Genomic DNA, 12527 nt, shown 5'->3' with positions numbered 1-12527 from the left:
CATTACATTATAGAGATTACTTCGCAAGCTCGTAATGACAAAAATAGGAGCGTCTTTGCGAACGGAGTGAAGCAATCTATTAAACGTTATTCCATATTTAATGTTTAATGGTAAACAAGCACTATTACTCTTTATTGATCCGGCGCACTACATTTCGACGGGCTCAATGTGACCTGAAGAACCTAATTGTAAGAGTTCTGCTGATTATTGCGGCAGGAATTACTGGGGTTACTTTCTGCTTTTGGGTTGGAGATCTTTCGACTTGCAAGCTCGCTCAAGATGATCTGAAGGATTAGGTCTCTGTCATACTGAATTTATTTCAGCATCTAATCTCCAACACCTTTATTATCTGTATCTTTTTGATAAGCAAGTGCTATAATAGAGATCCTGAAACAAGTTCAGGAGGACATTTTTTTCTTGTTATCTGTGACACCACTATCTGGCAGATCTTTCGGCTCGTAAACTCGCTCAAGATGTGAAGGGTTGAGAATAACACATAGAGGTTGTCTCTTCAAAACTTGATTGAGCTAAAGGAAGTGAAAAGCTCTCTTTCAGGAGCACTTAGGAAAATGTATTTTCACAAAATATCCTCAAGTCTTCGAAATAATCAGTTTTTTTACTCTGAGACAACCTCTACTTATAAAATCAGCAAACTACAGTTGGTCAATTATTCTACCACCTGGTCTTGTACTGTTTTATTGCCGGGCAAGTCTGATGCGGTTACCCTTACTGTTGAGGCTTGTAGAGAAGAATTTTCTACTGTCGCAGTATATAACCAATCGAGGCCATTATCCTGTAAGATTGCTTGTCCTGTTTCCAAAATACTACTATTTCCATCCAGTATTTGAACAGTAACTGTTTCTACCTTAAAGTTGTCTATGGCCCTAACCAGAATAGTTCCTCCAATCTGCCCATTGTAATCATCCAGCGTTATTTTTTTCACTACGGGTGCCTTCCAAAAATCGGCTAATGCCAGATTGAAGGCTGTTTGTCCTGGTTTTGCTACGGCTTCATACAAGGCTTTTTTCAGTGGATCGTCGGAAACTTTTTTAGCGTAAATTGCTGCTTCTCTAAATCGTTCTGTAACTGCCTCCTGGTCTACCGAGAGCGGAGCTGTTCTTATTCCTCTTTTAGCGATGATGGTCTTGCCTGCCTTCTGACGAAAAACCAACATCTTTCCAATTTTCCCACTTGCCCCCATTACTAAATCATTGTCTACTACTTTCATAATTTTAAAATTTAAAAATTAAACATTCTGTTAATACATCTTCATTATTTACCGGTAATCGATGTATAGCACAAACGTAAACACGTATCTCATAAAAACCTAACTATGTACATGTTATGTCTTGTTATTGCAGATTATTTCGGGTTTTGGCAAGTTTTGAGTACATTGAATTTGAAGCGCAGAGGGTCCAAAGGTTATCTAGTGTTAAATCTTACAGATCTTTCGACCCGCAAGCTCGCTGCCATCGAGGTTATTTACAACGGGACAGGCGTATTGCCCAAATGCATCCTTCGTTTAGAGATGCTTTAAAGCTCCTTTGGAGATGCTTCGAATAAAAGAGAAGTATTTCATTCTATTCCATCCATCGTCTTTTGTCTGAATCACGGATTATATAGGATTATAGGATGTCACGGGGTTGACTTGATTGGTACACTTGCATCAGTGTAATCTTCTAAATCAGTGATGCTGATAGAAAGGCTTTTGCTACAGATCTTTCGACCCGCAAGCTCGCTACCATCGAGGTTATTTATAACGGAACAAGCGTATTGCCCTAACGCATCCTTCTTTTAGAGATGTTTTAAAACTCCTTTGGAGATGCTTCGAATAAAAGAGAAGTATTTCCATTCTATTCCATCCATCGTCTTTTGTCTGAATCACGGATTATATAGGATTATAGGATGTCACGGGGTTGACTTGATTGGTACACTTGCATCAGTGTAATCTTCTAAATCAGTGATGCTGATAGAAAGGCTTTTGCTACAGATCTTTCGACCCGCAAGCTCGCTGCCATTGAGGTTATTACAACAGACAAGCGTATTGCCCAAATGCATCCTTCGTTTAGAGATGCTTTAAAGCTCCTTTGGAGATGCTTCGAATAAAAGAGAAGTATTTCATTCTATTCCATCCATCGTCTTTTGTCTGAATCACGGATTATATAGGATTATAGGATGTCACGGAGTCGACTTGATTGGTACACTTGCATCAGTGTAATATTCTAAATCAGTGATGCTGATAGAAAGGCTTTTGTTACAGATCTTTCAACTCGTTAACTCACTCTAGACCAGGTTGTAGTTTTTAGCTCTTTTTTGGTGTATTTTGTATGGCTCCTCCAAAGCACTTAGTGTATTTTCATGTCAAAAAAACATTTTTACGACCTGCCTCTATTGGCTTTAAATGCAGTTTTTTATTTTAAGTTTCAGGTGCATTGCTATAACCTAGCTCCAACATAGCTATATCCTGGATATAAGCAAGGACACTTAGTGTATTTTTAACATCAAATAAAACTATTGAAACGGGATACTAAAAGGATAGAATAGCAGGTTATAAACGAAAAGGCAGGATGGATTATATATGAGGAAGTTAAATTGGTTGGCAACACTAAAAAAGGGGCTATATCAACAATAAAACCTTGTCTTTCCGATGAGCACAGCGAAGAGAAATCTCTTCCTTAAGTACTTCTGAAAGAGATCTCTCGACTGCGCTCGGGACAAGGTCCTTTTGATCCCCCTCCCTGATGTAAGGTCTCATATCTTTATTTTTAACAATCAGAGGATGTAAGGTCGGAGTTTTTCTAAGGGAATGTCCAGAAATTCACTGGCATGGAAGACTGTAAGTGTCTGATGTGTGCCTAAATTAAAATAATTACGCATTTCCCGTATCACTTTACTACATGTACGTTCGCTTTTTCCGCTAATTCTTCTCAAATCGGAAAGATAAAAGAATAGTCTTTTGAAATTTTTTTCCATAATACATCATATTTAGTTTCCTTAAAATTAAACACACCTTTATCCATTCGCAATAGTCTTTATTACTTTTAGTAAAATTTAAATGACCATAAAAGCCCTATTATTAAACTTTTAACACCCCTCGAAGTCGTATTTAGATTTTCATAATGCCTGCCGAAGCAGCTTTTTGATTTTTGTAATAGACAATTTGATTTTTTGGTTCTTTTTTATTGTTTATAGCAGGCTTTTCGGCGTGGTTTTAGCCTCAGTCTAAAAAAGTTTTACCAAAAAATATTTGTGTTGGCCTTCCGGCAATAAAACTATACTCTCCTCTAATCTTTCTCATCGGGGTTAATCCCTCTCTTATTTACTTTATCTAGTAAATAATCAGAAATTTATAATAATTTAGCGGCACTAAGCAGCCTAAACTCTTCCCTTTAAAATGGGACTGAGGAGGCGGAGCCATGAAAATTCGGCTCCAACCATTGTCTTTCAAGTATGTGCCGTATAGCTGGCATTATCAGTCCTAGTCACTATTCAGATTCTATAAAGAAACACATTTCTTCCATGACGGAAATCCAAAAACACGGGGGTCCTGATGGTGAAGGAGTATATTTCGATGCGGAAGCGGGTCTGGCCTTTGGTCACAGACGCCTCTCTTTACTTGATCTAAGTGATCTTGGCAGGCAACCTATGTCTACCGCTGATGAAAACTACACGATAGTTTTCAATGGAGAAATCTATAATTTCATAGAAATCCGCAATGAACTTAAAGCACACGGTTTTAGTTTTATCAGTCAGAGCGACACAGAAGTTGTTCTAAAGGCTTACATAGCTTGGGGTACAAGAAGCTTTTCTAAATTAAGAGGTATGTTTGCTTTTGCGATTTACGACAAAGCAAACAATGAAGTGATATTGGTTAGAGATAGTCAGGGAGTAAAACCTCTGTACTATTATTTGCAAAATGACCAGCTTATTTTTGCTTCAGAAGTCAAAGCTTTTAAAGATCTCCCTATCAAACTAACGGATAATCCGGACTGGCCTGTTTATTTTTTAAGTTTTGGACATTTGCCAGAGCCTGTTACAACCTACTCGGAGGTAAACATGTTGCCAAAAGGCCATTATCTGCGTTATCATACTCTAACACACAAAACCATACCGTATTCTAGCTATATCCAAGAAGAATCTTTCGGGGATCTTTCTAGTATATCTATCACAGAAGCACAGCAACTTGTAGATGAATTATTAGACAAAGCTATCCGTCAGCAACTTGTGGCCGATGCTCCTATTGGCGTTTTTCTAAGTGGTGGTATAGACAGTTCATTACTAGCCTTGCAGGCTTCTAAATATCAACGGGAAAACCTTATTACGGTATCTTTGCACTTTCCTGAAGCCCAATTCTCAGAAAAGAGTTTTCAGCAATTAATCAGCGACAAATTACCGGGACAACACATCAGTCAGGAAATTACGCATAAAGATTTCGAAACTTATTTCGATGAAATTGTAGAGAATATGGATCAACCAGGTGTAGATGGAATCAACTCCTGGTTTGTTTCTAAAGCGGCAAGCAACACTGGTCTTAAGGCTGTCCTTTCTGGTGTGGGTGCCGATGAACTTTTTGGCGGATATCCTTCTTTCCAAAGAATTTCTAAAATCCCCATAATGCGGATGGCTGCTCCCTTAGCTCAATTAATAGCTAAGCTAACAGGCAAAGATGCTTTACAAAGGGTTACATACCTTCAAAATCGTTCTCATTCGGCTTATGAATATCTTTTCCTGAGAGGTTTTTTCACTCCGATACAACTACAACAGTATTTTGGAATGAGCAATAAGAGCATTCAAAATAGCATAGCCCATTTAGCCGAACCGCATAGTCCTGCAATTCCAGCGTACAATGGAAAAAGGGCTTCATGGTACGAGCTTAATTATTTCATGCAAAATCAATTATTAAAGGATGCCGATACCATGAGCATGCAACATGGATTGGAGATTAGGGTTCCATTTTTAGATGAAAGTTTAGTTACATTGGTTAAAAACTTACCTGCCGACATTCTATACAAAAAAGGACTCCCAGCTAAACATTTACTTATTGGCGCTTTTCAGGGTATTTTACCAAGAGAAATTTGGGATAGACCTAAAATGGGCTTTACTTTCCCTTTTCAACAATGGATCAAACGTCACCCAAGGTATCTGGAACTGAAAGAGAAATACAGATCTACACCTAAATTCAGTTTTTTTGAAGCTTACGATCGTGATCAAATCCATTGGTCCAAAATCATGAGTCTAATGGTTTTAGAAAAATTCCATGCTTAAAAAACCGAATGTCTTATATCTTGGATTTAGTGCTTTCTCGCAGTTTGGGGGAATAGAGCAAGTCAATAAATCTTGGCTTTATGCTTTGTCTGGACTGCAAAAAAAAGGAAAAATCGCAGTTAAATCACTATTGATGTTGGATCAATATGCGGACAAACGTTATATTGATAACCCTTTCTTTACAGGTTTTAGTGGAAATAAGCTCAAGTTTTTCGTCTATGCTTTTAAAAGTATTCTACAGGCCGACCATATTGTAGCCAGTCACATTCATCTGGCTCCTTTGCTTTATTTGTTTCTGGGATCAAAAAGAATATATCTGCAAGTACATGGCATAGAGGTTTGGAAAGAACTTAACTTCTTTCAGAAAGCTTTATTAAAAAAGGTTCACCTCATTATTGCTGTGAGTGAATACACCAAAAATTCTATTGTCAAATTCCATCAGGTAAATCCGGATAAAATAAAAGTACTTAATAACTGCCTGGATCCTTTTTTCGAAGCTCCGAAAACATTCGAAAAACCTCAGGATCTAAGCCTGAAATATAAATTAAAACCAGGACAACCCGTACTTTTCAGCTTATCCAGATTGGCTTTTAGCGAACAATACAAGGGATATGATAAAGTAATAGATGCGCTACCTGATTTAAAAAAAACCTATCCGGATATCCGGTATTTGATTGGTGGTAAAGGGGACTCTCTGGAAATAGAACGTATTCAAAATAAAGTTATACAGTTACAGGTTGAAGGCCATGTCCAGCTCATTGGCTTTATCCCTGAGGAAGTTGTACAACAGCACTATTTAGTCAGCGATGCTTTCGTCATGCCTAGTTTAGGAGAAGGTTTTGGGATTGCATTTATTGAAGCTGCTGCAAACGGCTGTCAGGTATTAGCAGGAAATCAGGATGGCAGCGTTGATGCGGTCTGCAATGGACAACTAGGCATTTTGGTGAATCCTAATAACCAACAGGAAATATTACAGGGACTGAAACAAGTACTGGAAAAACCTATTGATAAAGAGAAGCAAAGCGAACTGGCTTTGAGGAATTTTTCTTTTGAACAGTACATGAAGCAGATTGAAGGGTTGTTATCTGGAACCGATAGTATCACAAAAGGTTAAAAGCAGAGTCAGGTTGAGGCACTCGAAACCTGTGCGTATAAGACAACAAACCCTTCGAGAACCTCAGGGTGACAAAGGATATGACAAAACGTGATCCTAATAAATAAGGGTCAGGTTGAGGCACTCGAAACCTGTACATATAAGACAACAGACCCTTCGAGAACCTCAGGGCGACAAAGGATATGACAAAACGTAATCCTGATAAATAAGAGTCAGGTTGAGGCACTCGAAACCTGTGCGTAAGACAACAAACCCTTCGAGAACCTCAGGGTGACAAAGGATATGACAAAACGTGATCCTAATAAATAAGGATCAGGTTGAGGTACTCGAAACCTGTACATATAAGACAACAGACCCTTCGAGAACCTCAGGGCGACAAAGGATATGACAAAACGTAATCCTGATAAATAAGGGTCAGGTTGAGGCACTCGAAACCTGTGCGTATAAGACAACAAACCCTTCGAGAACCTCAGGGCGACAAAGGATATGACAAAACGTAATCCTGATAAATAAGAGTCAGGTTAAGGCATTCGAGACCTGTACATATAAGACAACAACCCCTTTGAGAACCTCAGGGTGACAGAGGATATGACAAAACGTGATCCTAATAAATAAGGGTCAGGTTGAGGTACTCGAAACCTCTGCATAAGGCAACAAGCCTTTCGAGAACCCCAGGGTGACAAAGGATATGACAAAACGTGATCCTAATAAATAAGGGTCAGGTTGAGGCACTCGAAACCTGTACATATAAGACAACAGACCCTTCGAGAACCTCAGGGCGACAAAGGATATGACAAAACGTAATCCTGATAAATAAGAGTCAGGTTAAGGCACTAGAGACCTCTACATATAAGACAACAANTCAGGTTGAGGCACTCGAAACCTGTACATATAAGACAACAGACCCTTCGAGAACCTCAGGGCGACAAAGGATATGACAAAACGTAATCCTGATAAATAAGGGTCAGGTTGAGGCACTCGAAACCTGTGCGTATAAGACAACAAACCCTTCGAGAACCTCAGGGTGACAAAGGATATGACAAAACGTGATGCTAATAAATAAGGGTCAGGTTGAGGCACTCGAAACCTGTGCGTAAAACAACAAATCCTTCGAGAACCTCAGGGCGACAAAGGATATGACAAAACGTAATCCTGATAAATAAGAGTCAGGTTAAGGCACTCGAGACCTGTACATATAAGACAACAAATCCTTCGAGAACCTCAGGGCGACAAAGGGAGACAATCCATAAAGCTAATGAAGCAATTTTATGTTTATATATTGGAATGCGCAGATGGAACTTACTATGTCGGAATAACGAACAATTTGGAAGGAAGGTTATTTGAACATCAAAAAGGAATAAGTAATGAAGCTTACACTTTTAAAAGACGACCAATAAAGCTTGTTTTTTCAGAAGCTTTTACTGATCCACAACAAGCAATTAATTTTGAAAAACAAGTAAAAGGCTGGAGGAGAGAAAAGAAAGAAGCCCTTATTAGAGGTGAATGGGATAAATTACCTGAATTAAGTAAACGATATTCATAGATATACCCTTCGAGAACTTAAGGGTGACAAAAAACGCATTAAAGACTAGGGATCACATTGAGCTTGTCGAAATATGGGCGTTTGATAAAATACAAAAAAAGAGATTGCTTCGTTCCTCGCAATGACACTTACTGCAACGTCATTACGAGCGATAGCGAAGTAATCTCTACATAAACAAAGTAAAGGAAGAGCCGAAATAGATTGCCGCATCGTTCCTTCTCGCAATACCCTTTGATTTTCGTCCTTGCGAGGAGATTACAACGAAGTAATCTCTAACTATAACATCACCTTATATAGATGAATGTCACATTGAGCTTGTCGAAATGTGAGCGTTTGATAAAATACAAAAAAAGAGATTGCTTCGTTCCTCGCAATGACGCTTACTGCAACGTCATTACGAGCAACAGCGAAGTAATCTCTACATAAACAAAGTAAAGGAAGAGCCGAAATAGATTGCCGTGTCGTTCCTCCTCGCATTGACGTTCGATTTTTGTCATTGCAAAGGGGGGTACAGCACTTATTACTTGATACTAAATACCAGCTACTTGATACCAACCAGATGAAAGAATACGACTGGAGCATAGAGCCACAAAACAAATTATTTGATTTAAAGCTAAAAGACACCTGGCACTACCGTGACCTGCTGATGCTACTGGTAAGAAGAGATTTTGTCTCTTTCTACAAGCAAACCATACTGGGGCCGCTTTGGTTTTTTATTCAACCCTTGCTAACCACCGTGATGTTTACTTTTATCTTTGGTAACCTGGCAGGGATTAGTACCGATGGTTTACCGCAACCTCTGTTCTATATGGCTGGTATCACTGCATGGAATTATTTTGCAGATTGCTTGACCAAAACTTCTACGGTATTTAAAGACAATGCTAATATTTTTGGTAAGGTTTATTTCCCCAGACTGATTATGCCTTTGAGCATTGTGGTATCCAATCTGGTGAAGTTTGGTGTACAATTTCTTTTGTTTTTAGTTTTACTATTGTACTACTATCTCATTGGTGCAGATTTTCAAGTGACCTGGGCAATCACACTATTCCCTTTACTGGTAATACTGATGGCCTTATTGGGCTTAGGTTGTGGCATGATCATCTCTGCCATGACCACCAAATACCGTGATTTGGCTTTTTTAGTCACTTTCGGCGTACAATTACTTATGTATGCTACTACCGTAATCTATCCATTAAGTACAGCTATAGAAAATTATCCGGACTATGCCTGGGTTATTGAATATAATCCCATGACGCCTATTATAGAAATATTCAGATATGGATTCTTGGGAGCCGGATCGTTCTCCTGGGAAATGCTGTCTTATACTTGTATAGTTACTTTAGTTATTACTTTTGCGGGTATAGTGATATTTAATAAAGTGGAGAAGAATTTTGTGGATACGGTTTAGTGTCGAGTTTCGTTTGTCGTCTTTCGTTCACAAATAACGCACTATGCATTGTCATTCCGATCGAAGAGAGGAATCTAAATATCAGATCCTTGAAATAAATTCAGGATGATAATACGTATTTATTAATATCTTTTGGACAAGCTCTTAGTATACAAAGGTTCGTCATGCTGAACTGGTTTCAGCATCTGATTAGCCTATATAAAGGAGGTATCAAAAGTAAAAATGTTGTCGTTTCAATGAGTACAACGAAGAGATATCTTATTCCCTAGTACTCCTGATACAGATCACTCGATTGCGCTCGCAATGACTCGTTTTTATATGTGCTTTTAAATTTTGTCATATACTCTGAAAAGAGATATTAAATATCGACCCTTCGAGAACCTCAGGGTGACCATAAAATTATGAAAACACTGGAAGGTCACATTGAGGCCCTCGAAATGTGGTGCGCAAGGTACACCCTTAACAGACAAACAGTAGATATCGAGCAGAAAAATTCGTTATATTTGCATCTAACCTGCTGATTAAGAAATGGAAACTTTAATTGTACATCCGGAAAACAAAGAGCAATTGGCTGCTGTTAAAGCTTTTCTTAAAGCCCTTAAAATCAATTTTGAGAGAAAATTGGATGAGGGGCAATACAATCCTGAATTTGTTGAAATGGTGAAAAAGGCAGAAAAAAATGCTGACTATAAAACCATTGACCCAAATAATCTATGGGAAAGTTTACAATCAAAATAGAAAAATTAGCCGAAGAGCAGCTTAAAAAACACATTAAATCTGGAAATAAGGCTAGTCTCAAGAGAATTGAGCGGATTTTTATTGAGCTTTCGGAGTCTCCATACATCGGAATAGGAAACCCAGAGCCACTGAAACATGAATTATCGGGATTTTGGTCTAGAAGAATAAATCAAAAAGATAGACTAATTTATAAAGTAGAGGAGGATATTGTTTGCGTCTTTGTTATTTCCGCTATGGGACATTATTACAGATAAATCGTCTATTGAGTTTCGTTTGTCGTCTTTCGTCTTTCGAATAACGCACTATGCATTGTCATTCCGATCGAAGAGAGGAATCTAAATATCAGATCCTGAACTAAATTCAGGATGACAATACGTATTTATTAATATCTTTTGGACAAGCTCTTAGTATACAAACGTTCGTCATGCTGAACTGGTCTCAGCATCTGATTAGCCTATATAAAGGAGGTATCAAAAGTAAAAATGTTGTCGTTTCGATGAGTACAACGAAGAGATATCTTATTCCCTAGTACTCCTGATACAGATCACTCGATTGCGCTCGCAATGACGCGTTTTTATATGTGCTTTTAAATTTTGTCATATACTCTGAAAAGAGATATTAAATATCGACCCTTCGAGAACCTCAGGGTGACCATAAAATTATGAAAACACTGGAAGGTCACATTGAGGCCCTCGAAATGTGGTACGCAAGGTACACCCTTAACAGACAAACAGTAGATATCGAGCAGAAAAATTCGTTATATTTGTATCTAACCTACTGATTAAGAAATGAAAACTTTGATTGTACAACCAGAGAGCAAAGAGCAATTGGCTGCCATTAAAGCTTTTCTTAAAGCATTAAACGTAAACTTTAAAGCTAACACCGTAAAACACCCAGCTAATCAATTCGACTTTTCTGATATTGCCGGAAAATTAGAATGGGAAGGAGATGCTTTAAAAGAACAAAAGAAATTACGTTCTGAATGGGATTGAAGTTATTCCGTTTAACCATAGAACAGATTAACGGGCTAAGAATAAGGTTAAGGCCAAGCAAATCTCAACCTCAGTCTTAACCTCAACCTTGAACCATCAAGTCTAAATAGCGAAGCAATATGCCCAGATACATAGACCCTTTAACCGATTTTTCCTTCAAGCGCCTGTTTGGTTCAGAGCCCAACAAGGATATTCTGATCAGCTTTATCAACAGTATATTCCATGGGCGCAAAAACGTTGTGGACCTTGTGTACAATAAGAACGAACATTCGGGAGAAGCAGAATCAATAGGATCGGTCATCTTCGATTTAACATGTACCGGAGACGACGGTTCACAGTTCCTGATAGAGGTACAGCGCACAGACCAGGCTAACCTAAAAAAAAGGATGCTCTACTATTCAGGCAAGCTAATAGCTGACCAGGCTCCCAAAGGCAGGCGTTCCGAATGGAATTACCAGATAAGCGAGGTATACGTGATAGTGCTGTTAGACGGATTTGCGCTGCAAAATGGAGACGGCAGCAGGTATCTGCATGATATTTGCCTGTGTAACCGTGAAACAGGAGAAGTATTTTATGAAGAACTGGGATTTTTCTACATAGAATTGGTTAACTTTGTTAAAGGCGAAGAGGAACTGGCAACAGACCTGGACAAGTGGCTATTTGTACTCACCAACATGTCTAAAATGGATAAACTGCCGGTGTACCTTAGAAAGCCTGTATTTGAAAAACTGTTTGATATATCAGAATACAGCAAACTAAACACGGAGGAAAGAACCATGTACGATGTAAGTTTAAAAAGACGCTGGGACGAATACAATGTAAGGGAGACAGCCCGCCAGCGTGGACTAGAAGAAGGTAGAGTGGAAGGTAGAGTGGAAGGTAGAGCAGAAGGTAGAGCGGAAAGCAAAACAGAATTCGTCCGCAACCTGATTACGGGCTTCGGATTTTCAGACGAGCAGGCCGCTAAAGCAGCGAATGTTACAGCAGAATTTGTCCGCAAGATACGCGAAGAACTGGCAGGATAAAAGATCACGATTAAGGTTAAGGTTAAGCAAATCTTAACCTCAGCCCCAACCTCCATCCCCCGCACATGTACAAAGATTTCACAGAAATGCCCGTATGGAAACTTGCAATGGATTATGCGGTAAAAATTTTTGAGCTTACTACAAATTTGCCAAAGCAAGAAGACTATGCCTTAACTTCTCAAATCAGAAGGGCTGCACTATCTATCTCCGACAACATTGCTGAAGGTTTCGGACGAGAGACCGCCAGAGATAAAAAACATTTCTATGTAATTGCGAGAGGATCAGCTTTAGAAACAAAAAATCAACTAATTTACGGCACTAAGGTGAGTTACTTTAATGAAACATTGGTGACAGATTTATTCACATTACAAGCACAGATACATTTTGAATTAAACAAAATAATCAAAACCATGCGCAACTCTTAACCTCAACCTCAGTCTTA

11 protein-coding genes are annotated in these 12527 nt (G+C 38.7%); 9 read left to right on the top strand and 2 right to left on the bottom strand.

Going from position 1 to position 12527, the window contains the following annotated elements; translation table 11 throughout:
- Positions 1-667: 667 nt before the first annotated feature.
- On the bottom strand, positions 668-1228 hold the full coding sequence (locus tag ACFSAH_RS01980) for a hypothetical protein (protein WP_379661008.1): 561 nt from the start codon (positions 1226-1228) through the stop codon (positions 668-670).
- A 1544-nt stretch (positions 1229-2772) separates the two neighbouring features.
- A complete protein-coding gene (locus ACFSAH_RS01975; RefSeq protein WP_379661007.1) occupies positions 2773-2973 on the bottom strand; it encodes a hypothetical protein in 201 nt (66 codons plus the stop codon).
- 477 nt (positions 2974-3450) lie between these two features.
- On the opposite strand from ACFSAH_RS01975, the gene asnB reads away from it, so the two are divergent.
- The 9 genes from asnB to ACFSAH_RS01930 all read left to right on the top strand — a co-directional run bounded on the left by asnB (position 3451) and on the right by ACFSAH_RS01930 (position 12510).
- Complete coding sequence (asnB, locus tag ACFSAH_RS01970; protein ID WP_379661006.1) at positions 3451-5265, top strand: asparagine synthase (glutamine-hydrolyzing); 1815 nt, start codon at positions 3451-3453, stop codon at positions 5263-5265.
- The gene (locus ACFSAH_RS01965) at positions 5258-6379 is read left to right on the top strand and encodes a glycosyltransferase family 4 protein (RefSeq protein WP_379661005.1); all 1122 of its coding nucleotides are present in this window, start codon (positions 5258-5260) and stop codon (positions 6377-6379) included. The genes asnB and ACFSAH_RS01965 overlap by 8 nt, the downstream gene beginning before the upstream one ends.
- Positions 6380-7634: 1255 nt before the next feature.
- Complete coding sequence (locus ACFSAH_RS01960) at positions 7635-7922, top strand: GIY-YIG nuclease family protein (protein ID WP_379661004.1); 288 nt, start codon at positions 7635-7637, stop codon at positions 7920-7922.
- Positions 7923-8481: 559 nt separating this feature from the next.
- The gene (locus ACFSAH_RS01955; protein ID WP_379661003.1) at positions 8482-9330 is read left to right on the top strand and encodes an ABC transporter permease; all 849 of its coding nucleotides are present in this window, start codon (positions 8482-8484) and stop codon (positions 9328-9330) included.
- A 528-nt stretch (positions 9331-9858) separates the two neighbouring features.
- Positions 9859-10068, top strand: coding sequence for a DUF2683 family protein (locus ACFSAH_RS01950; protein WP_379661002.1), 210 nt, complete (start codon positions 9859-9861; stop codon positions 10066-10068).
- Entirely contained in the window at positions 10044-10322 is a 279-nt protein-coding gene (locus ACFSAH_RS01945) for a Txe/YoeB family addiction module toxin (protein ID WP_379661001.1), read from the top strand. Before ACFSAH_RS01950 ends, ACFSAH_RS01945 begins: the two co-directional genes overlap by 25 nt.
- Before the next feature lie 534 nt (positions 10323-10856).
- Positions 10857-11060 (top strand): DUF2683 family protein, encoded by a 204-nt coding sequence (locus ACFSAH_RS01940; protein WP_379661000.1) that lies wholly within the window; start codon positions 10857-10859, stop codon positions 11058-11060.
- A gap of 119 nt (positions 11061-11179) precedes the next feature.
- Positions 11180-12085, top strand: coding sequence for an Rpn family recombination-promoting nuclease/putative transposase (locus tag ACFSAH_RS01935; protein ID WP_379660999.1), 906 nt, complete (start codon positions 11180-11182; stop codon positions 12083-12085).
- A 65-nt stretch (positions 12086-12150) separates the two neighbouring features.
- Positions 12151-12510 (top strand): four helix bundle protein, encoded by a 360-nt coding sequence (locus ACFSAH_RS01930; protein ID WP_379660998.1) that lies wholly within the window; start codon positions 12151-12153, stop codon positions 12508-12510.
- Positions 12511-12527 lie beyond the last annotated feature (17 nt).

It is taken from the genome of Pseudopedobacter beijingensis (assembly GCF_042678145.1).
Classification (GTDB): Bacteria; Bacteroidota; Bacteroidia; order Sphingobacteriales; family Sphingobacteriaceae; genus Pseudopedobacter; species Pseudopedobacter beijingensis.
This window is presented reverse-complemented; position numbering and strand designations above follow the sequence as displayed.

What these genes read in the sequence shown, in the direction of transcription:
- ACFSAH_RS01980 (WP_379661008.1), bottom strand. Translation starts at nt 1,228, where the DNA reads ATGAAAGTAGTAGACAATGATTTAGTAATGGGGGCAAGTGGGAAAATT.
- ACFSAH_RS01975 (WP_379661007.1), bottom strand. Translation starts at nt 2,973, where the DNA reads ATGGAAAAAAATTTCAAAAGACTATTCTTTTATCTTTCCGATTTGAGA.
- asnB (WP_379661006.1), top strand. Translation starts at nt 3,451, where the DNA reads ATGTGCCGTATAGCTGGCATTATCAGTCCTAGTCACTATTCAGATTCT.
- ACFSAH_RS01965 (WP_379661005.1), top strand. Translation starts at nt 5,258, where the DNA reads ATGCTTAAAAAACCGAATGTCTTATATCTTGGATTTAGTGCTTTCTCG.
- ACFSAH_RS01960 (WP_379661004.1), top strand. Translation starts at nt 7,635, where the DNA reads ATGAAGCAATTTTATGTTTATATATTGGAATGCGCAGATGGAACTTAC.
- ACFSAH_RS01955 (WP_379661003.1), top strand. Translation starts at nt 8,482, where the DNA reads ATGAAAGAATACGACTGGAGCATAGAGCCACAAAACAAATTATTTGAT.
- ACFSAH_RS01950 (WP_379661002.1), top strand. Translation starts at nt 9,859, where the DNA reads ATGGAAACTTTAATTGTACATCCGGAAAACAAAGAGCAATTGGCTGCT.
- ACFSAH_RS01945 (WP_379661001.1), top strand. Translation starts at nt 10,044, where the DNA reads ATGGGAAAGTTTACAATCAAAATAGAAAAATTAGCCGAAGAGCAGCTT.
- ACFSAH_RS01940 (WP_379661000.1), top strand. Translation starts at nt 10,857, where the DNA reads ATGAAAACTTTGATTGTACAACCAGAGAGCAAAGAGCAATTGGCTGCC.
- ACFSAH_RS01935 (WP_379660999.1), top strand. Translation starts at nt 11,180, where the DNA reads ATGCCCAGATACATAGACCCTTTAACCGATTTTTCCTTCAAGCGCCTG.
- ACFSAH_RS01930 (WP_379660998.1), top strand. Translation starts at nt 12,151, where the DNA reads ATGTACAAAGATTTCACAGAAATGCCCGTATGGAAACTTGCAATGGAT.